16 protein-coding genes are annotated in these 19,920 nt (G+C 71.6%); 7 read left to right on the plus strand and 9 right to left on the minus strand.

Translation table 11 applies throughout. The features are described 5' to 3' along the window. Positions 1–52: 52 nt before the first annotated feature. Together purF and FJ658_RS03095 are read right to left on the minus strand one after the other, a co-directional pair. A complete protein-coding gene (purF, locus tag FJ658_RS03090; RefSeq protein ID WP_141143903.1) occupies positions 53–1,510 on the minus strand; it encodes an amidophosphoribosyltransferase in 1,458 nt (485 codons plus the stop codon). Between the two features lie 194 nt (positions 1,511–1,704). Continuing rightward, complete coding sequence (locus FJ658_RS03095; protein WP_141143904.1) at positions 1,705–2,316, minus strand: hypothetical protein; 612 nt, start codon at positions 2,314–2,316, stop codon at positions 1,705–1,707. 104 nt (positions 2,317–2,420) lie between these two features. On the opposite strand from FJ658_RS03095, the gene purM reads away from it, so the two are divergent. Together purM and FJ658_RS03105 are read left to right on the plus strand one after the other, a co-directional pair. Then, entirely contained in the window at positions 2,421–3,560 is a 1,140-nt protein-coding gene (gene purM, locus FJ658_RS03100) for a phosphoribosylformylglycinamidine cyclo-ligase (RefSeq protein ID WP_141143905.1), read from the plus strand. A gap of 546 nt (positions 3,561–4,106) precedes the next feature. Further along, the gene (locus FJ658_RS03105) at positions 4,107–4,592 is read left to right on the plus strand and encodes a DUF4190 domain-containing protein (RefSeq protein WP_141143906.1); all 486 of its coding nucleotides are present in this window, start codon (positions 4,107–4,109) and stop codon (positions 4,590–4,592) included. A 100-nt stretch (positions 4,593–4,692) separates the two neighbouring features. Here FJ658_RS03105 and FJ658_RS03110 read toward each other — a convergent pair whose 3' ends face one another. Together FJ658_RS03110 and FJ658_RS03115 are read right to left on the minus strand one after the other, a co-directional pair. After that, positions 4,693–5,133, minus strand: coding sequence for a nitroreductase family deazaflavin-dependent oxidoreductase (locus tag FJ658_RS03110; protein WP_141144005.1), 441 nt, complete (start codon positions 5,131–5,133; stop codon positions 4,693–4,695). Between the two features lie 156 nt (positions 5,134–5,289). Beyond that, positions 5,290–5,484, minus strand: coding sequence for a DUF3073 domain-containing protein (locus FJ658_RS03115; RefSeq protein WP_141143907.1), 195 nt, complete (start codon positions 5,482–5,484; stop codon positions 5,290–5,292). A gap of 196 nt (positions 5,485–5,680) precedes the next feature. Between FJ658_RS03115 and FJ658_RS03120 the strand changes: the two genes are divergently transcribed. Beyond that, positions 5,681–6,778 (plus strand): NAD(P)-binding domain-containing protein, encoded by a 1,098-nt coding sequence (locus FJ658_RS03120; protein ID WP_141143908.1) that lies wholly within the window; start codon positions 5,681–5,683, stop codon positions 6,776–6,778. A gap of 145 nt (positions 6,779–6,923) precedes the next feature. Here the strand turns inward: FJ658_RS03120 and FJ658_RS03125 are convergent, their stop codons facing one another. From FJ658_RS03125 to FJ658_RS03135, 3 genes are all read right to left on the minus strand, one after another. After that, positions 6,924–9,113: an APC family permease gene (locus tag FJ658_RS03125; protein WP_255447525.1), complete on the minus strand. Its 2,190-nt coding sequence runs from the start codon at positions 9,111–9,113 to the stop codon at positions 6,924–6,926. A gap of 147 nt (positions 9,114–9,260) precedes the next feature. Beyond that, the gene (locus tag FJ658_RS03130) at positions 9,261–10,016 is read right to left on the minus strand and encodes a PadR family transcriptional regulator (protein WP_141143909.1); all 756 of its coding nucleotides are present in this window, start codon (positions 10,014–10,016) and stop codon (positions 9,261–9,263) included. Next, complete coding sequence (locus FJ658_RS03135; RefSeq protein WP_181408303.1) at positions 10,013–10,945, minus strand: DUF4097 family beta strand repeat-containing protein; 933 nt, start codon at positions 10,943–10,945, stop codon at positions 10,013–10,015. The genes FJ658_RS03130 and FJ658_RS03135 overlap by 4 nt, the downstream gene beginning before the upstream one ends. 165 nt (positions 10,946–11,110) lie before the next feature. On the opposite strand from FJ658_RS03135, the gene FJ658_RS03140 reads away from it, so the two are divergent. Then, positions 11,111–11,869 (plus strand): MerR family transcriptional regulator, encoded by a 759-nt coding sequence (locus FJ658_RS03140; protein ID WP_141143910.1) that lies wholly within the window; start codon positions 11,111–11,113, stop codon positions 11,867–11,869. 137 nt (positions 11,870–12,006) lie between these two features. Here FJ658_RS03140 and FJ658_RS03145 read toward each other — a convergent pair whose 3' ends face one another. Beyond that, the gene (locus FJ658_RS03145) at positions 12,007–12,672 is read right to left on the minus strand and encodes a YitT family protein (RefSeq protein WP_255447537.1); all 666 of its coding nucleotides are present in this window, start codon (positions 12,670–12,672) and stop codon (positions 12,007–12,009) included. Positions 12,673–12,902: 230 nt separating this feature from the next. Between FJ658_RS03145 and FJ658_RS03150 the strand changes: the two genes are divergently transcribed. The 3 genes from FJ658_RS03150 (at position 12,903) to FJ658_RS03160 (ending at position 18,385) form a co-directional block, all read left to right on the plus strand. After that, positions 12,903–14,324: a PLP-dependent aminotransferase family protein gene (locus FJ658_RS03150; protein ID WP_141143911.1), complete on the plus strand. Its 1,422-nt coding sequence runs from the start codon at positions 12,903–12,905 to the stop codon at positions 14,322–14,324. A gap of 242 nt (positions 14,325–14,566) precedes the next feature. Then, a complete protein-coding gene (locus tag FJ658_RS03155; RefSeq protein ID WP_141143912.1) occupies positions 14,567–14,962 on the plus strand; it encodes a PGPGW domain-containing protein in 396 nt (131 codons plus the stop codon). A gap of 207 nt (positions 14,963–15,169) precedes the next feature. Beyond that, positions 15,170–18,385 (plus strand): efflux RND transporter permease subunit, encoded by a 3,216-nt coding sequence (locus tag FJ658_RS03160; RefSeq protein WP_141144008.1) that lies wholly within the window; start codon positions 15,170–15,172, stop codon positions 18,383–18,385. Here FJ658_RS03160 and FJ658_RS03165 read toward each other — a convergent pair. Beyond that, positions 18,376–19,542, minus strand: coding sequence for an alpha/beta hydrolase (locus tag FJ658_RS03165; protein ID WP_141143913.1), 1,167 nt, complete (start codon positions 19,540–19,542; stop codon positions 18,376–18,378). The genes FJ658_RS03160 and FJ658_RS03165 overlap by 10 nt on opposite strands. Positions 19,543–19,920: the final 378 nt, after the last annotated feature.

Raw genomic sequence — 19,920 nt, forward strand, 5'->3', positions numbered from 1 at the left:
GGGCGCGATGGTGAGTGCTCCCCGAGTTCGGGGGCGCGCATCCGGAGCCGGCTCAGCTGAGCTGGTTCGCCTCGACCCACTCGAGGTACTCGGGGGTGACGGTGCCGGTGATGTACTCGCCGGTGAAGCAGCTCTTCTCGAGCGCCTCGATGTCGGAGCCCTCGAGGATGGCCGACTCCATGTCGGCGACCTCCTGGTAGATCAGGTTGTCGGCGCCGAGCTCGAGCGCGATCTCGGGGATCTTGCGGCCCGAGGCGACGAGTTCCGCGCGGCTGGGCATGTTGATGCCGTAGACGTGCGGGTAGCGCACCGGCGGGGCCGCGCTCGTGAAGGTGACCGAGTTCGCGCCGGCCGCGCGGGCCATGTCGACGATCTCCTTCGACGTCGTGCCGCGCACGATCGAGTCGTCGACGATCAGCACGTTCTTGCCCTGGAACTCGCTCGACATCGCGTTCAGCTTCTGCTTGACGCTCTTCTTGCGCTGCTCCTGCCCCGGCATGATGAAGGTGCGGCCCACGTAGCGGTTCTTGTAGAAGCCCTCGCGGTACTCGATGCCGAGCTTGCGGGCCACCTGCATGGCCGCCGGGCGCGACGAATCCGGGATGGGCATGACCACGTCGATGTCGCCGGCCGGGGCGTGCGCCGCGATCGTGTCGGCCAGACGGTCGCCGAGGCGCAGGCGCGCGTCGTAGACCGAGATGCCGTTCATGACCGAGTCGGGGCGGGCCAGGTAGACGTATTCGAACGAGCAGGGGATGAGGCGCGGGTTCTCGGCGCACTGGCGCGAGAACATCTCGCCGTTGCGGGCGATGTAGATCGCCTCGCCGGGAGCGACGTCGCGCACGAACTCGTAGCCGCCCGACTCGAGCACGAGCGACTCGCTCGCCACGATCCACTCGGTGCCGACGAGGCTCTCGCTGCGCTTGCCCAGCACGAGCGGGCGGATGCCGAAGGGGTCGCGGAACGCGAGCAGGCCCTGCCCGGCGATCAGCGCGATCGCGGCGTAGGAGCCCTCGACGCGCTGGTGCAGCGTCGAGATCGCGTCGAACACCTGGCCGGGGTCGAGCTCGGTGCCGCGCACCTGCGCCTGCAGCTCGTGCGCCAGCACGTTCACGAGCAGCTCGGTGTCGGAGCTCGTGTTGAGGTGGCGGCGGTCGATACGGAACAGCTCGTCGGTGAGCTCGCGCGTGTTCGTCAGGTTGCCGTTGTGCACCAGCACGATGCCGTAGGGCGCGTTGACGTAGAAGGGCTGCGCCTCCTGCTCCTTCGACGCGTCGCCGCGGGTCGCGTAGCGCACGTGGCCGAGGCCCATCGTGCCGAGCAGCGAGCGCATGTCACGCGTGCGGTACGCCTCGCGCACCTGGCCCTTGGCCTTCTGCACGTGGATGATCGAGCCCTCGCTCGTCGCGATGCCGGTCGAGTCCTGCCCGCGGTGCTGCAGCAGCGAGAGGCTGTCGTACACCTGCTGGTTGACGGGGCCGGAAGAGACGATGCCGACGATGCCGCACACGAGGGATGCAACTCCAGATGGACGCGGGATGACGCGTACCCGGCTGGGTACGGTCGATTGTCTCATCCATTCCGGGCGGCCGCTGTCACGCGCATCCGGGGTGCTCGGCGGGGTGCGGCGAGGACCGGTCCGCGGGCTTGGCGGCGGGTCGGACGGGTCCGTAATCCGACTCGCCCCGCTTCAGATGGGCCGGCTCAGACGGGCGGGGCGACGTCGCTCGCGCTCGGCACCAGCCGCTCGACGATCGGCGCGAGCGCGGCCCGGTAGTCGTCGGGCTTCTCGCGCAGCAGCTCGTCGACCGCGATCGCGGTGTCGCCGATCCACCAGATGCCGGCGGTGGTCAACGGCAGCACCTCGATGCGCAGGTCGAAGTCGGCGTGCGTGCCGGCCGCGGCCTCGCGCTCGGCGACCAGCTCGGTCAGCACGAGCGCATCCGCGTCGCCGGTCTCGCCGCTGAACGACCGCTCGGCCAGGCGGATGCCGTACTCCTGGTGCGCCACGTCGGCCCAGGTGCGCGCGTCGTCGAGGTGCCTGCGCACGGCCGACTCCCACGCGGGCGTCGCGTGCTCGGGCAGGGCCGGGATGCGCGAGTCGGGCTCGACCACCGACACCCACCACCGGATCCACGCCCATCCGGTCATCTCGTCGGCCGGCGTCGGCGCGGCCGGCAGCCCGGTGCCGAGCAGGCGCGGCAGGCCCGACGGGTCGACGACGCCGAGCGCGTCGCGCAGATAGAGCGCGACCAGCACGTCGCGCGAGGCGTCTTCGCGAGCGCGCCAGGTGCTGCGGCTGCCCTCGGTGTGCATGCCGCCAGCGTAGGCGGGGCGGGCGACGCGGCGGCGGGGAGTTCGCCCGCGGCAGAAGCGGGCGGGGGGCGGGCCGCATCCCGCGCCCCGGTACCCTGGATGCCGTGACGGAAGCCACCGCGAACCCCTACGCCGCCGCCGGAGTCGACACCGCCGCCGGCGACCTCGCCGTCGAGCTGATGAAGTCGGCCGTGGCCCGCACGCACGGACCCGAGGTGCTCGGCGGAGTCGGCGGCTTCGCCGGTCTGTTCGACGTGTCGTTCCTCAAGGCCTACGAGCGCCCGCTGCTGGCGACCTCGACCGACGGCGTCGGCACCAAGGTCGCGATCGCGCAGGCGATCGACAAGCACGACACGATCGGGCAGGACCTCGTCGGCATGGTCGTCGACGACATCGTCGTGGTCGGCGCGAAGCCGCTGTTCATGACCGACTACATCGCCTGCGGAAAGGTCGTGCCGCAGCGCATCGCCGACATCGTCGCCGGCATCGCGCGCGCCTGCGCCGACACCGGCACCGCCCTCGTCGGCGGCGAGACCGCCGAGCACCCGGGCCTGCTCGGGCCCGACGACTACGACGTCGCCGGCGCCGCGGTCGGCGCGGTCGAGGCGGATGCGGTGCTCGGCGCCGACCGCGTGGTCGACGGCGACGTGGTCATCGCGATCGAGTCCAGCGGGTTCCACTCGAACGGCTACTCGCTCGTGCGCCACATCCTCGCCTCGCGCTCGATCGGCTTCTCCGACACCTCCGCCGAGCTCGGCGGCGTCGTCGGCGAGGTGCTGCTCGAGCCGACGCGCCTCTACACCTCGCCGCTGCTCAAGCTGCTCGCCGACCCGGCGCTCGGGTCGAGCATCCACTCGATCTCGCACGTCACCGGCGGCGGCATCGCGGCGAACCTCGCGCGCGTGCTGCCCCGCGGATCGTGGTCGGAGCTCGACCGCGCCTCGTGGTCGCCGGCGCCTGTGTTCCGTGTGCTCGCCGACCTGGGCGGCCAGAGCCTCGAGAGCACCGAGGGCACCTGGAACCTCGGCATCGGCATGTTCGTCGTGGCCGCGCCGTCGGCCGCCGAGGGCATCATCTCGGCGCTCGCCGCCGACGGGATGCCGGCCTGGGTCGCCGGTCGGGTCAACTTCGGCGAGACCCCGGCCGTGTCGGGCGGCGCGGGATCGGGATCCGACGCGTTCGAGCAGGGCGCCAAGGGCGTCGACGGCGGCGCCGTGCGCCTCGCAGGGGCGTACGCGGGCTGAGCCCCGCCGCACGCGTGCGCGTGCGCGGATTCGGATGGGTGCGGGTCTCGAGCTCTCCGAGGCCTCGGCGTCGCCCCTCATCCGCAACGAGGGGCGCGCCATCCGAAACGACGAGCGCGCCACGAATCCGTGTGCGTGCGCCGTTTCGGATGAGCCCGGACGCCGGGCTCCGCTGAGCCTCGGCGTCGCCCCTCATCCGAAACGAGGGACGCGCCATCCGAAACGACGAGCGCGCCACGAATCCGTGTGCGTGCGCCGTTTCGGATGAGCGTGGACGCCGGGCTCCGCTGAGCCTCGGCGTCGCCCCTCATCCGCAACGAGGGGCGCGCCATCCGAAACGACGAGCGCGCCACGAATCCGTGTGCGTGCGCCGTTTCGGATGAGCGTGGACGCCGGGCTCCGCTGAGCCTCGGTGTCGCCCCTCATCCGCAACGAGGGACGCTCTTCGCGTGTCACAGCAGTCGGCGCTGTCGCAAGGTGTCGCGTCGTGTCGCGGATCGGGGACAACGGCCCCGCGACGTGGATGCGCTTCCTAACGTCGGCGGCATGACCGACACGAACGCCCCCGCTGTCGCCAACGCCCCCGCGAAGAAACGGAGCTCGAAGGGGCGCGCGAGCGCCGCCGTGCCCGAGACGGGTGCGAGCGCCGTCACCGAACCGGCCGCGCCCATCTCGAACGCTCAGCCGGCGGACGCGATCCCGAGTCCCCAGCCCGCCGCATCCACGCCGCTGCCGCTCGTCGCGACGGCGCTGCCGCCGACCACTGCGCCGGCCGCCGCATCCGCCGCGCGCTCGCGGGCGATGGGCATCGCGAGCATGGTGCTCGGCATCATCGCGTTCTGCGGGTTCGGGCTCGTCGCTCCGATCGGGCTCGTGCTCGGCGCCGCGTCGTGGCGCAAGGAGCCCACCGGGAAGGGGTTCGCGATCACGGGCCTCGCGCTGAACGTGCTGTCGATCCTGACCTGGATCGTGGTCGCGATCGTCGTCGTGATCGGCTTCGCGCTCGCCGGCTACGGCGTCACGATCCGCTGAGGCTCAGCCGGCCGACTTCTAGCCGACCGGGCAAGTCAGCCAGCCATAGGGCCCGGCCCAGCCAGCTGACGACGGCCAGCCGGGCGCCCGCCGGCGCGGCTCAGCCCTCGTGCGGCTCGAGCACGAAGACCTGGATGAGGCGGTCGGTCTTCTTCTGGTACTCGGTGAAGTCGGGCCAGGTCGCGACCGCGCGCTCCCACCACTCGGCGCGCTCGGCGTCGTGCACCTCGCGGGCCGTGTAGTCCTTCTTGACGTCGCGGTCCTGCAGCTCGACGTGCGGGTTCTTCTTGACGTTGTAGTACCAGACGGGCGGCTTCGGGGCCCCGCCGAGCGAGGCGATCACCGCATAGCGGCCCTCGTGCTCGACGCGCATGAGCGCGGTCTTGCGCAGCATCCCCGACTTGGCGCCGACGGTCGTCAGCACGATCACGGGGCGTCCGCGGTTCTCGTTGCCCTCGGCGCCTCCCGACGACTCGATCAGCTCGGCCTGCTGGCGGGCCCAGTCAGAGGTGGACGGTGCGTACTCTCCGGTCAACGGCATGACGAGGGCAACCGGGTGGATGCGGCGGGCATTCCGCGAGCAGGGATCCGGGTCATCCGGGGTGCCGGCGACGAGCCCGACGACGAGCATCGGCCGAACATCCCGGGCACGACAAAAGCGCCGGGCAGATGCCCGACGCCGCAGTCGTGGAACCGCTCAGGCGGTCCTGGACTCGTCCTCGTCGAGGTCGTCGTCACCGGCCGCGTACTCCGGCCACTTCTCGAGGTCCTCCTCGAGACGCGGGTTTCCGGAGAGCTCGCGCTCGAGAGCGCCGTAGTTCGTGTCTGGGCTGAAGTACTTCAGGTCGCGAGCGACCTTGGTGTGCTTCGCCTTCTGACGGCCCCGCCCCATGCGCGACCCCCTCGGTTTCAGATGGTGGATGAGTACTGCAAATCTGACCGGGAGTTTACCATGACGGTTTCCTCACGCCGCGCTGGGAGCGGGCCGCAGAAGGCCGCCGGGGCGGGGCCGTCGAACCGGCGGGAGGCCCCGCATCCACTGCCGTCTCTCGCCGCGCTCGCAGGCGACGACTGACTACTCTGGTGCGGTGACCGGCCAGCCCTTCGACACCTCCGTGGTGATCGTCGGGGCGGGTCAGGCCGGTCTCTCGGTCGCGTTCTATCTGCGACGTCTCGGGCTCGATGCCGGCAACGACTTCGTCATGCTCGACCGCGGGCCCGGAACGGGCGGCGCGTGGCAGTTCCGCTGGGAGGCGCTGCGCCTCGGCTACGCGCACCGCGTCAACGACCTGCCGGGCATGGACGAGCTCGGCCTCAGCTTCGACACGGCCGACCGGCAGGCGCCGGCGAAGGACGTCGTGGCCGACTACTACGCGCAGTACGAGCAGCACTACGGGCTGCAGGTCGTGCGCCCCGCGAACGTGACGCGCGTCGACGGGATGATGGACGGCTTCACCGTGAGCTTCGACGACGGCGTCGGAGCCCAGCAGGTCTCGACGCGCATCCTGGTCAACGCGACCGGCACCTGGGGCGCCCCGTTCATCCCCTGGTACCCGGGGCTCGACACCTTCCAGGGCCGCAAGGTGCACACGAGCGACTACCGGGATGCGGAGGACTTCCGCGGGCAGCGGGTCGCCGTGGTCGGCGGCGGCACCAGTGCGATCGGCTTCCTCATGGAGCTGGAGAAGGTCGCCGGCGAGGTCACCTGGTTCTCGCGGCGGCCGATCGAGTTCCTCGAGGAGCAGGAGCTGAACATCGAGGCCGGCAGCTCGTCGGTGCGCCAGCAGGACGAGGCCGCGCGCCAGGGTCGTGCGCTGCCGAGCATCGTGTCGACGACGGGCGTGCCGCGCAGCCGGCGCATCCAGGCGGCCATCGACCGCGGGCTGCTCGTGGCTCAGCCGATGTTCACCCGCGTCGAGCCGCACGGCGTGCAGCTGCCCGACGGACGCTCGCTGCCGGTGGATGCGATCATCTGGGCTACCGGGTTCCGGCCCGAGCTGCGCCACCTGGCTCCGCTGAAGCTGCGCGAGAAGGCGGGCGGCATCACGGTCGGGCAGGGCGCCTCGTGGCGCAACTCACGGGTGTTCTTCGCGGGGTACGGGCCCGCCGCATCCACCATCGGGGCGAACCGAGCCGGGCGCACGATCGCGCGTCAGGTCATCGCGACGCTCTCCTCGCTCGACTGAGCCGGTCGGCCGACCGATCTCGTGCCGGCATCCCCGGGGGAGCCGCGTCGTCGCCGCACGATCTCGGTTTCGCTGCGCGATATCGTGCGGCGAAGCCCGGATCGCCGCGCGATCCTGCACAGGCAGGGCTCGCTCAGACGCCCGCTCAGTCGCCGTTCTGCAGGCGGTCGGCGGCCGACTCGGCCGCCTCGCGCTCGGCGTCGTGCACCGAGGTCGGGTCGTCCCAGCGCATCGGACGCGTCGCGGTGATGGTGGGGTCGTTGCGGCGGGCGCTGGCCTCACGGCGCTGGGCGGCGTCCCGGCCCGTGCGCAGACCGGCGGGCGGCAGCGGGCGGCGCGGGGCGACACCGCGGCGCGGCTCGCCGCGGCGCACGTCACCGGGCAGCGCGCGCGAGCGGCGGCCGTAGATCAGGTCGGAGCTGTCGAGCAGCCACGGCACGATCGCCACCATCACGCCGTGCACGAGCATGAGCTTCTGGCGGATGCGGCGGGCCTTGTGATTGTGCAGCAGCGCCTCCCACCAGTGGCCGACGATGTACTGCGGCGTGTAGACGGTGACGACCTCGGCGCCGTGCTCGGCCCGGTGCCTCTTGATGTACTTGATCAGCGGCAGGCTGATGTCGCGGTACGGCGACGAGAGCACCGTCAGCGGCACCTCGATGCCGTGCTCGGCCCACTCTCGCTCGAGCTGCCGGCTCGACTCGTCGTCGATCGACACGTGCACGGCCTCGATCGAGCCGTGACGGGCGGCGATCGCGTAGTCGAGGGCCTTGAGCACGGGCTTCTGCATGCGCCCGACGAGCACGATCGCGTGGTCGCCGGTGGCGCCGAAGGTCGTGTCGGGATCGACCTCGACCTCGCGCTCCACGTCGCGGTAGTAGCGGTTCACGCCCATCATCAGCAGGAACAGGATGGGCATGACGATGTAGACGAGATAGGCGCCGTGCGTGAACTTCGTGATCGTCACGATCACGAGCACCGAGAAGGTCACGAGCGCACCGACCGCGTTGACCGCCAGGTAGAGCGGGATCGGCCCCTGCCCCGTGGCCCCGTCGCGGAGCAGCCCACGCCAGTGCTTGATCATGCCGATCTGGCCGAGGGTGAACGAGACGAAGACGCCGATGATGTACAGCTGGATGAGCTGGGTCACGTTCGCCTGGAACACGATCATGATCACGGATGCCGCGACCGCCATCGCGATCACGCCGTTGCTGAAGATGAGGCGGTCGCCGCGGGTGCCGAGCGACTTGGGGGCGTACTTGTCGCGGGCCAGAACCGAGCCGAGCAGCGGGAATCCGTTGAACGCGGTGTTGGCCGCGAGCAGCAGGATCGCCGCCGTCGCCGCCTGCACCACGAAGAACAGGATCGAGTTGTTGCCGAAGGTCGCGGCCGCGATCTGCGCGATCATGCTGCGCTGCGGGGTGCTCTCGCAGTCGACGAAGCCGACCAGGTCGCAGGCGCGCTCGGCGTAGTGCACGCCCGAGATCAGCGCGAGCGCGGTGAGGCCGATGAACAGGGTGATGGCGATCGAGCCCATCATCACCAGCGTGCGCTGCGCGTTCTGGATCTTCGGACGGCGGAACGCCTGCACGCCGTTCGAGATCGCCTCTACGCCCGTGAGGGCCGAGCATCCACTCGAGAAGGAGCGCAGCAGCAGCATCAGGATGGCCGCCTGCGTGAGCTCTTCGCCCTTCACCGTGTAGTCGGCGCTCTCGGCGACAGGCGCGTCGCCCAGCAGCGTGCGCACCAGACCGGTGACGATCAGCACGACGATGCTCGCGACGAAGAGGTAGGTCGGCACCGCGAAGGCCTTGCTCGACTCGCTGACGCCGCGCAGGTTGACGGCGGCGAGCACGATGATGAACCCCACGGCGATCTCGACCCGGAACGGATTCAGCTCGGGAAACGCCGAGATGATGTTGTCGACGCCCGACGAGACCGACACGGCGACGGTCATGATGTAGTCGACCAGCAGCGCCGAGGCGACGACCAGTCCCGCCTTCTCGCCCAGGTTCGTGGAGGCGACCTCGTAGTCGCCGCCGCCCGAGGGGTAGGCCTTGATGAGCAGGCGGTACGACACCACCACGATCAGCATCAGCAGCACGACGGCCGCCGCGACCCACGGCGTGAACGCCAGGAAGCTGAGCCCGCCGAGCAGCAGGATCATCATGAGCTCCTGCGGGGCGTAGGCCACTGACGAGAGCGCGTCGCTGGAGAAGATCGGCAGGGCGAACTTCTTCGGCAGCAGCTGGCCCTCGATCTTGTCGGAGGGGAGCGGCTCGCCGATGATCCAGCTCTTGGGAGACCGATGTTCCTCGGCACTCGCGTCAGTCACGAGGGGAGACAGTACTCCGCCCCGGTTTCGCGTCAAAGCCCGTGTTCCGGGCCGTGCGGCGGGTGTGCGGCTCGCGTTCAGGTTGCGGATCGGGCCGCGGGCCGGATGCGCGACACCCGTCGTCGGCGGCGGCGGGTGCCGCGCGGCTCAGCGCAGGGTGCGGCGCAGGTCGGCGGCGAGGGCCGCGAGACCCGTGCGGAGCGCATCCACGGTGTCGGCGGCGAGCTCGCCCCGGGCGGCGGCACGACGCAGATCGGTGCGCAGCTGCTGCCGGAAGTCGGTGATCGCCGCCTCGGCCTCGTGCAGGTGCGCCTGGGATGCGCTGCGCGCGTCGACGCGACCGGCGGTGCTCGTCGTGGCGGAGCCGCCGGCGGTACCCGCGCCCGAGTCTGCGTCGGCGCTCGTGCCGGTCGCGGTCGCCGCCCCGGAGCTGCCCGTCGTGCCGGCCCGGTCGCCGAAGCGCGCCTGCCACTCCGCATCCCGGTTGACGTACCCGGCCGAGCGGGCATCGGTGCGGGCCTCGCGTGCGGCGGCGGCGAGCTCGGCGCGCAGGCTCTTCATGGCGCCGTCGACGCTCGAGCGCACCTCGTCGGCCAGCCGGCGCACGGTGTCGGTCACGTCGTTCTCGACCTGGTCGAGCTCGTGCTCGCGCTCGGCGAGCTCGGCGCGGCCGGCGTCGGTGATGGCGTAGACGGTCTTGCGGCCGTCGGGCTGCTTGGTGACCATGCCGTCCTCCTCGAGCTTCGCGAGGCGCGGGTAGATGGTGCCGGCGCTCGGCACGTAGGTTCCGCCGAAGCGGTCGCTGAGCGCGTGGATGAGCTCGTAGCCGTGCATCGAGCGCTCGGCGAGCAGGCTCAGCAGGTAGAGGCGCAGGTGTCCGTGCGCGAAGACGGCGGGGCTCACGCGTCGGCCTCCGGGTGCTGGTCGGGAGCGGCGGCGGTGTCGTGCGCGGCGTCGGCGGTCGCAGTTGATGCGGTGGCGGCGGATGCGGTGGCATCGGCGGGGGCGGCGGCCGACTGGGCCGGGGCGGTCGTCGCCGCGACGCGGTGGACGACGTCGATCGCGCCGCTGACCGTGTTGACCTTCACATCGACCCAGCGGCGGTCGAGCTCGCCGTAGCGGCCGACGTAGCGGCCGCGCACGCCGGTGATCTCCGACTGGTCGAGCTGCAGGCGACCGCTCACGGTGCCGATCGTGTACTGCGCGGGGACCCCCGCATCCAGTCGGGCGGCGACAGCGCCGCTGACCGTGTTGATGCGCACCTGGTCGGGGATGCCGGCGACATCCACGTAGACGTCGGCCGAGACGCTGTCGGCGCCGAGCGAGGCGAGCTCGCCCGCGACCGTGATCTCGCCGTTGACGGTCTTGGCGTTCACGCGACCGTGGTGGTCGCGCACGCTGATCTCGCCATTGACCGAATTGAGGCTGATGTCGCCCTCGACGCCGTCGACCACGACGTCGCCGTTGACGGTCGAGAGGCTCGCGTCGTCGCGGATGCCGCTGATCAGCGCGGTCGCGTTGACCACGCCGAGCTTCAGGGCGACCTGGCGGGGGACCATGACGCTGACGTCGGCCCGGTCGCGCTCGTGGAAGCTGCGGAAGACGTCGAGGAAGTTGTCCCAGCCGAGCTGCGGGTGGTCGATCTCGAGACGGTCGCCGTCGATCGAGATCTTGAGCGGCTTGCCGTCGACCGAGTGCACCTCGATGCGGGCGCCCGGCTCGTCGTGGGCGACGATGTCGACCTGTCCGCCGATGAGTCCCACCTTGAGCGCGCGGACGCGCTCGATGTCGATCGTCTTGGGGCCGTCGACGAGCCACTTCTCCTGGGCCATGCGCCCCGTCCTTTCGAGATATATCGCGTATGCGGTGAGGTCACGATATATCGCGTCTCGGTGGTGCGCAAGCCGTTCGCCAGCATTCGCTCGTCACCGGGGTTTGACGTTGACGCAACGTCAACTCCTAGCGTGAATGCACGACAAGCAGGAAGGAGCGCGGCGATGGAGTGGAGCATCCAGCAGATCGCCCGGCTCGCCGGGACCACCAGCCGCACCCTGCGGCACTACGACCAGATCGGACTGCTGCGGCCGACGCGCGTCGGCGCGAACGGCTACCGCTACTACGGCGACGCCGCGCTCGTGCGGCTGCAGCGCATCCTGCTGCTGCGCGAGCTCGGGCTCGGCATCCCGGCGATCGCGGCGGCGCTGCAGGGCGACGACGTGGATGCGCTGCGCACCCACCGCGGATGGCTCGAGCAGGAACGCGAGCGCCTCGACCGGCGCATCGCCGCGGTCGAGCACACGATCCGCGCCCGAGAGAGAGGAGAGCCGCTGATGGCGGAGGACATGTTCGACGGATTCGATCACACGCAGCACCGCGAAGAGGTGGAGCGGCGCTGGGGTGCCCGCGCCGCGGCCGACTCGGCGGCGTGGTGGGAGTCGAAGTCGCCGCAGGAGAAGAAGGACTGGCAGGCACGTCAGGCCGCGCTCGCCGCGGACTGGACGGCGGCCGCCGCGGCCGGCATCGACCCCGCGTCGGCCGAGGCGCAGGCGCTCGCGGCACGTCACGCCGACTGGCTGGCCGGCATCCCGGGCACGCCCGGCTACCCCGACGGCCCGTCGCCGAAGTACCTGACGGGGCTCGGCGAGATGTACGTCGCCGACGAGCGCTTCGCCGCGAACTACGGCGGGGATGCGGGTGCCCGGTTCGTGCGCGACGCGCTCGCCGCGTATGCGGCGGGGGTGCGCGGGGAGGTCTGAGCCCCGAGCGCGACTGAGCCGAGCGCGCTACTGAGCGGAGAGAGGTCGGAGGGGCGGATCCCTGCACGGTCCGCCCCTCCGGGTCGGGATGCGCGGCGCGCGCCCGCCCGCGACGGACGAGAGCGCGCCGCGCCGGCTCAGGCCGGGTTCGTGCTCGGCCGCGCGGTTCCAGCGGCGGCCTGCTCGACGGCCGCCTCGGTGGCGAGTTCGGCGGCGGAAGACGCGGCCGATGCCAATCGGGGGTCCGCCGACGCGACGGCGGCGCCGCCCTCGGGCTCGGGCACGCGCATCCGGGGCAGGAAGATGCCGATCAGCGGTCCGATCAGCACCGCGAACGCGATCGTGCCGATGCCCACGTTGCCGCCGAGCAGCCAGCCGACCGCCACGACGACGACCTCGATGCCGGTGCGCACGATCCACACGGGCCATCCGGTGCGCGCGACGAGGCCGGTCATGAGCCCGTCGCGCGGTCCCGGTCCGAGACGGGCGCCCACGTAGAGGCCGGTCGCGATCGCCAGCACGACGAGTCCGGCCGCGAACAGGGGAATGCGAATCCACAGCGAGCCGAGCGACGCGGTGTCGAGCACGGGGATGAGCGCGAAGCCGACCTCGGCCGAGAGGCCGACGAAGACGATGTTGACGACGGTGCCGATGCCGGGCTTCTGCTTGATCGGGATCCAGAGGGCCAGCACGATCGCGCCGACGATGATCGTCAGCAGGCCGAAGGCGAGGCCGGTCGTGCGGGCGAGGCCCTGGGTCAGAACGTCCCACGGGGCGACGCCGACGCCGGCGCGCACCATCATCGCGATCGCGATGCCGTAGAGGAAGACGCCGACGCCCAGCTGCACGAAGCGGCGCACCCAGATGGCGCGGCGCGTGCGGGGCAGCAGCGGGCGGCGGGATGCGCGGGTCGCGTCGGCGTCGCCGGCCGCCACGGGGCGGGCGTCGTCGCGGGGGTCGGTCGAGGTCATGGTGGATATCCAATCCCGGCATTGGCCTGGTGATCCATAGCCAATTGCTCTACCGTGGCGGCATGGCGACCCTGTCCGCGCGCTCTTTGGCCACCTTCCTGACCGGCTGGCGTCTCTCCGGTGCCGGTGCGGCGTACCAATCACTGGCCGACCGCATCCGGCTGCTCGTCGTCGACGGGCGCATCCCGCTCGGCACCCGCCTGCCCGCCGAGCGCGAGCTCGCCCACGCGCTGAGCGTCTCGCGCACGACCGTGTCGAGCGCCTATGCGGCGCTGCGCGAGAGCGGCCACATCGAGAGCCTGCGCGGCTCGGGCAGCGTCGCTCGCCTGCCGCATCCCTCGGCCACGACCGCACCCGAGCCGGCCGACGACCTGCTCGACTTCTCGAAGGCGACGCTGCCGGCCATCCCGGGCGTCGCGACCTATGCGAACCGGGCGACCGCCAAGCTGCCCGGGTTCCTCGGCGAATCGGGCTACGACCCCTACGGCGTGCTCGCGCTGCGCGAGCAGATCGCCCGCCGCTACGAGCGCCGCGGACTGCCGACCAGCCCCGACGAGGTCATGGTCACGATCGGCGCGCAGCACGCCATCTCGCTCGTCGCCCGCGCCTTCGTCGCGCGCGGCGATCGCGTGCTCGTCGAGTCGCCCAGCTACCCGCACGCCTTCGAGGCGATGCGCGCCGCGGGCGGCCGCCTCGTGCAGGTCGCCGTGACGAGCGACGACGGCTGGGACGAGCCCGCGCTGCAGCAGGCGCTGCAGCGCACCAGCCCGAGCCTCGCCTACCTCATGCCCGACACGCACAACCCGACCGGACGCCGGATGCCGCTCGACCAGCGTCAGCGCCTGGTCGCCACCGCGGCGCGGCAGGGCACCCGCCTCGTGGTCGACGAGACGATGGCCGAGATGGAGCTCGACGGCACCGTCTCTCCGCCGCCGTTCGCCACGCTCGGCGACGCGATCACGATCGGCTCGGTCGGCAAGAGCGTGTGGGGCGGGCTGCGCATCGGGTGGATCCGCGCCAGCCGCGACGACCTGCAGCGCATCGCGCGCATCCGCTTCTCGGGCGACCTCGGCACGCCCGTGCTCGACCAGCTCATCGTCGCCGAGCTCATGCCCGACATGGATGGCATCCTCGCCGGTCGCCGCGCCCAGCTGCGCGCCGGCCGCGACCAGCTCGCCGCGCAGCTGCGCCGCAAGCTGCCCACCTGGCGCATGCCCGAGGTGCCCGGCGGGCTCACCGCGTGGGTCAGCCTCGGCGCGCCGATCAGCTCGCAGATCGCCCTGGCCGCCCGCGCGGAGGGGCTCATCATCGCCGCCGGACCGCGCTTCGGCATCGACGGGGTGTTCGAGCGGTTCCTGCGCATCCCGTTCTCGTATCCGCCCGAGGAGCTCGAGCGGGGCGTGGATGCGCTGGCCCGCGCCTACGCGTCGGTCTCGCGCAACCCGATCGCGCTCGGTGCGGAGGAGCTGGCCGAGATCGCGTGAGCTCGTGAGCGGGCGCGCCGATGCGTGGGTGGCCGCGAATGCACGCGACACGCCGCCCGCGGTGGGCATTCGTGGCCACCCTCGGGCGCGCGCGTCTCGTGGGTGGCCAGGGATGCACGCGGCGCGCCGGTGCGAGCGGGCATTCGTGGCCACCCTCGGGTCCAGTGGATGCGAACCCCGCGAGCGAACGGACGCGGCGAGACTCACGGGGCGCGCGCAGAGGGCGGGGCTAGCGTGCGCGCATGAGCGACGAGCCGCAGCGACCCGCCTCCGCCGGAACGACCCCGTCGACCGCCCGCCGCGCCGGCGCCGCGCTCGGCCGCGCCGCGGGCTCGGCGTTCGTCGGCGGGCGCGAGGCGATCCGCCGCAACCCGAAGGCGGACAAGGTCTACCGCACGGGCGTCGGCGTGGTCGGCGGCACGACCGTCGCGCTCGGCGTCGTGATGATGCCGCTGCCCGGACCGGGCGCGCTGATCGCGCTCGGCGGCCTCGGCATCCTCGGCAGCGAGTTCGAGGGGGCGCAGAAGGTCAACCGCCGCGCGACGAAGGTGGTCCGCAAGGCCGCCGGCGCCGCGAAGAAGGCCGTCGACCGCCGCCGCCAGGCGCGCGCCGCCCGCGAGGCTCCCGCCACCGACTGACCCGAGAGCGCCGCACGATCTCGGCGTCGCCGCACGATATCGCGCGGCGAAACCAGGATCGCCGCGCGATCCTGCCGACGAAGCCGCGCATCCACCCCAGCCGGGATCATCCTGGGGGAGTACGTGCCGTTCCACCGTGGCGCGGATACTGGAGGGGCGCGCGGCGCCGTGCGCATCACCACCGCCGGCGACCTGGGAGTCACCCCCGTGCATCTGCTGTCCGTCTTCAGCCTGCGCAATCGCGCCCTCATCGCGCTGCTCACGATCGTGATCGGCATCTTCGGCGGCATCTCGCTGACCACCCTGAAGCAGGAGCTCATCCCGAGCCTGTCGCTGCCGCAGCTGTTCGTGCTGACGCAGTACCCGGGGGCGAGCCCCGATGTGGTCGAGAAGAATGTGTCCACGCCGATCGAGCGCGCCCTGCAGGGCATCGAGGGTCTCGAGTCGACGACGGCGACCTCGAACTCGGCCGTGTCGACCGTGTCGGCGTCGATGACCTACGGCACCGACATCGTGAGCACCGAGCAGAAGGTGCAGCTGGCGATCGGCCGCATCGAAGACCAGCTGCCGAGCGGCGCCGACCCGCAGGTCATCACGGGCTCGATCGCCGACCTGCCGGTGCTGGTCGTCGCGGTGACGAGCGACAAGTCGGCCGCCGATCTCAGCGACGCGCTGCGCGGCAGCACGATCACCGAGCTGGAGAAGACCGACGGCGTGCGCGAGGCGAGCCTGCTCGGCGACAGCGGGCAGCGGGTCACGATCACGCCCGACCTGCCGAAGCTGTATGCCGCGGGGCTGACCAGCCAGAGCATCCGGGATGCGCTGAAGGACAACGGCGTGCTGCTTCCGGCCGGCACGATCACCGAGAACGACTCCACCCTGGTCGTGCAGGAGGGCACCCGTCTGACGACGACGGCCGAGATCGCGGCGCTGCCCCTGCTGGGCGGCTCGGGCTCCGCCGGTCAGGCGCCGCCGACGCTCGGCGACCTCGCCGAGGTGAAGGTCGAGTCGAACCCGGTCACCGGCTACTCGCGCGTGAACGGCGAGGACTCGCTGTCGATCTCGATCACGAAGAAGCCCGACGGCAACACGGTCGAGGTGTCGCAGCTGCTGCGCGACAAGCTGCCCGAGCTGGAGAAGTCGCTCGGCGACGGCACGAAGTTCACGGTCGTCTTCGACCAGGCGCCGTTCATCCAGCAGTCGATCGACAGCCTCGCCACCGAGGGCCTGCTCGGGCTCGCCTTCGCGGTGATCGTGATCCTGATCTTCCTGTTCTCGATCAGGTCGACGCTCGTGACGGCGATCTCGATCCCCGTGTCGGTGCTCATCACCTTCATCGGGATGCTCGCCGCCGGCTACTCGCTCAACATCATCACCCTGGGTGCGCTCACGATCGCGATCGGCCGCGTCGTCGACGACTCGATCGTCGTGATCGAGAACATCAAGCGGCACCTGGGTCTCGGCGAAGACAAGCTGACGGCGATCAAGAAGGCCGTGCGCGAGGTGGCGGTGGCGATCACCGCATCCACGGTCACGACCGTCGCGGTGTTCCTGCCGCTCGCACTGGTCGGCGACATCACGGGCGAGCTGTTCCGTCCCTTCGCGCTGACCGTGACGATCGCGCTCGCCGCGTCGCTGTTCGTCTCGCTCACGATCGTGCCCGTGCTCGCGTACTGGTTCCTCGGGCGCAAGGAGCACAAGCACGCCGAGGTCGCCACCGCCGCCGAGGAGGACGAGCTCGACAAGCCCACCCGGCTGCAGCGGATGTATCTCCCGGTCATCCGCGGAACGCTGCGCCGCCCCGCGATCACGATCGTCGCGGCCGTGCTCGTGCTGGCGATCAGCGGCGTGCTCGGGGGGATGTTCCTGCAGACGAACTTCCTCAGCGACTCGGGGCAGAACACGGTCACCGTGACCCAGACCATGAAGGCCGGCACGAGCCTCGAGGCCAAGGACGACGCCGCCAAGAAGGTCGAGGCCGCCCTGCGCGACATCGACGGCATCGACACCGTCGCGACCACGCTCGGCTCGAGCGGCAGCAGCCTGCAGTCGGCGTTCACCGGCGGCGGCGACGCGACCTTCAACATCACGACGGATCCGGATGCCGACCAGGAGGAGCTGCGGCAGCAGGTGCGGGATGCGGTGGCCGACCTCGACGACGTCGGCGACGTCTCGGTCGCGGCCTCGGGCGGCGGATTCGGCTCGAGCGACATCGAGATCGACATCCTCGCCCCCGACGCGCAGAAGCTGGACGACGCCTCCGACGCGATCCTGACGAAGGTGCGCGACCTGGATGTGACGGCCCAGGCCGAGAGCAACCTCGCCTCCACGCAGCCCTACATCGCGATCGAGGTCGACCGGGCCAAGGCGGCGGCCGCGGGGCTCAGCGAGATCGCGGTCGGCGGAATCGTGGCCGACGCGATGCTGCCCGCATCCATCGGCACCGTGGTGATCGACGAGAAGTCGCTCGACGTCTACATCGAGAACACGACCTCGCCGACGACGCTGCAGGAGCTGCGCGACTTCTCGATCCCCACGGCGACCGGACCCGTGCCGCTGACCTCGCTCGCCACGGTCGAGCAGCGCGACGGACCCACCTCGGTGACGACCGTGCGCGGCGTGCGCAGCGCGACCATCACGATCACGCCGAACGACCAGAACACGGGCGCCGCCTCGGCCGCCGTGCAGGCGGCGGTCGACGACACCAAGCTGCCGGCCGGCGCGACCGCGACGCTCGGCGGCGTGACCGCCGACCAGAACGACGCCTTCTCGCAGCTCGGGCTCGCGCTGCTCGCGGCGATCCTCATCGTCTACACGGTCATGGTCGCGACGTTCCGCAGCCTGCGGCAGCCGCTGCTGCTGCTCGTCTCGGTGCCGTTCGCGGCGACCGGCGCGATCCTGCTGCAGCTGGCGTCGAACATCCCGCTCGGCGTCGCGTCGCTGATCGGCGTGCTCATGCTGATCGGCATCGTCGTCACCAACGCGATCGTGCTCATCGACCTGGTGAACCAGTACCGCGAGCGCGGGATGCGGGTGCGCGACGCGATCGTGCACGGCACCTCGCGGCGACTGCGGCCGATCCTCATGACCGCGGCGGCGACGATCTTCGCGCTGCTGCCCATGTCGCTCGGCATCACCGGGCACGGCGGCTTCATCTCGCAGCCGCTCGCGATCGTCGTGATCGGCGGACTCGTGTCGTCGACCGTGCTGACGCTGATCGTGCTGCCGACGCTCTACTGGCTCGTCGAGGGCGCGAAGGAGCGGCGCGGCGACAAGCGTGCGGCGAAGGCGGGTGGCACGAAGGCGGGCACCGACGTGCCGGTGACGGTCGAGCGCACCGCCCTGCGTCCGATGTCGGATGCCGGCTCCGATGCGGCGACGTCGGCGGGCCCGGATGCGGGAGCGGCTCCGACTCAGCCCTGACCGGCGCCCGCGCCCGGCTCGACCACGGTGCCGTCGTCGGCCGTGTCGTCGCCCGGGGCGGGCGCGACCGGCTCGGCCGCGGGAGGGGCATCCCGCAGCTTGGTGTCGAAGAACTCGACGATGCGCGCCCGCAGCGGATCGTTGTCGGCGAGCATCGCGATCGAGTGCAGGGCGCCCTTGACCTTCACGAAGGTCGTGTCGACGCCCTTCGCCCGCAGCTTCGTGACGAAGCGGTTGGCCTGCTCGAGCGGGATGCGCTCGCGGATCGAGTGCGCCACGAAGAACGGCGGGTCGGTCGCGTCGATGTACGAGGTGGCCGACGCCTCCTTCGCGGCCGGGCAGTCCTCTTCGCTCGCGCAGCCGAGGTAGGCGAGCTGCACGGGCACGAAGTCGGGCGTGACCGCGACGCCGGTGAGGTCGATCGGTCCGCTGAGCTCGACGACCGCGCTGACGCGCGCGTTCTCGTCGGTCGGCCCGCTGCCCTTCGTGCCGAGCAGCGAGACGAGGTTGCCGCCGGCCGAGCCGCCGAAGGCGCCGATGCGCTTCGGGTCGATGCGGAAGCGCTTCTGCTGCGCGTCGAGCCGCATCCAGCGCACCGCCTGCTGCACGTCGTCGATCGCCGCGGGGAAGGTGTGCTGCGGGGCGAGGCGGTAGTCGACGTTCGCGACCACGTAGCCGGCCTTGGCGAGCCACTGGCAGAGGCTGCGCCAGGTGATCTCGGCCTTGTCGCCGCGGGCCCAGCTGCCGCCGTGCACCATCACGATCGCCGGCTGCGGCACGTCGCCGGCGGCGGTGGGGGTGGGGCCGGTGCTCGGGTCGGCGGTGGGGCTCGCACTGTCGTCGGCGTCGGCGTCGGCGTCGGCGGCGGAACCGTCGGCGCCCTCGGGGAGCGTCTGGCCGTCCTTCGTGTCGTAGCCCGTGGGCGGCAGGCAGACGTCGAGCTTCAGCTGCGTGCCGTCCTGCGCCGTGCCGTAGATCTGGTCGGCGACGACCGGCACGTCGGGGTCGGTCGCGAATCCGGGGAACGCCGGGCGCGTCGGCGGGGTGTTCACCTCGGCGTCGTCGCCCGTCGGCGTGCACCCGGCGACCAGCATCAGCGCCGTGACGACGGTCGCCACGACGCCGGACGCTCGCACCGCTCGGGAGTTCAGCCGCATCCCCTCCACCCTAGGTCGGGTCGGCCGCGCGCTTCCGGTGCGCGGGGTCGGGGCGCGACCGGGGTTCAGCCGGCGGGGCTCGATCTCGCGGGTGGTTCGCGACCATCTCAAGGAGTTGCTGTGACTCGTGAGGCGGGTGAGCAACATCCGCCACTCCCGTTGCAGTAACTCCTTGAGACGGTTCGGGGCGGGCTGCCGGGGCGGAGTTCGGCGACCGGATGAGCGGCCCGGGGTGCGGGGTCGGGATGAGGGGGTCGTGTTCTGCGCGCATCCCGCGTACACTTGCTCGGTCGGCTCTCGACATCACGGTTTCCACGCCGTGCGCATCACTTGTTCTGTCGTGCGGGCCGGATCGTCGCCATATCGGGCGACGAGGAC

Origin of the sequence: Schumannella sp. 10F1B-5-1, from assembly GCF_006517535.1 — a bacterium.
GTDB lineage: Bacteria > Actinomycetota > Actinomycetes > Actinomycetales > Microbacteriaceae > Schumannella.

Bases quoted from the DNA above. Each gene is read 5' to 3' on its own strand.
- FJ658_RS03135 (WP_181408303.1), bottom strand. From the start codon at position 10,945: ATGGCCCAGGAGAAGTGGCTCGTCGACGGCCCCAAGACGATCGACATC.
- FJ658_RS03145 (WP_255447537.1), bottom strand. From the start codon at position 12,672: ATGATGGTGCGCGCCGGCGTCGGCGTCGCCCCGTGGGACGTTCTGACC.
- FJ658_RS03095 (WP_141143904.1), bottom strand. From the start codon at position 2,316: ATGCACACCGAGGGCAGCCGCAGCACCTGGCGCGCTCGCGAAGACGCC.
- FJ658_RS03140 (WP_141143910.1), top strand. From the start codon at position 11,111: ATGGAGTGGAGCATCCAGCAGATCGCCCGGCTCGCCGGGACCACCAGC.
- FJ658_RS03115 (WP_141143907.1), bottom strand. From the start codon at position 5,484: ATGGGGCGGGGCCGTCAGAAGGCGAAGCACACCAAGGTCGCTCGCGAC.
- FJ658_RS03165 (WP_141143913.1), bottom strand. From the start codon at position 19,542: ATGCGGCTGAACTCCCGAGCGGTGCGAGCGTCCGGCGTCGTGGCGACC.
- FJ658_RS03105 (WP_141143906.1), top strand. From the start codon at position 4,107: ATGACCGACACGAACGCCCCCGCTGTCGCCAACGCCCCCGCGAAGAAA.
- FJ658_RS03155 (WP_141143912.1), top strand. From the start codon at position 14,567: ATGAGCGACGAGCCGCAGCGACCCGCCTCCGCCGGAACGACCCCGTCG.
- FJ658_RS03110 (WP_141144005.1), bottom strand. From the start codon at position 5,133: ATGCCGTTGACCGGAGAGTACGCACCGTCCACCTCTGACTGGGCCCGC.
- FJ658_RS03150 (WP_141143911.1), top strand. From the start codon at position 12,903: ATGGCGACCCTGTCCGCGCGCTCTTTGGCCACCTTCCTGACCGGCTGG.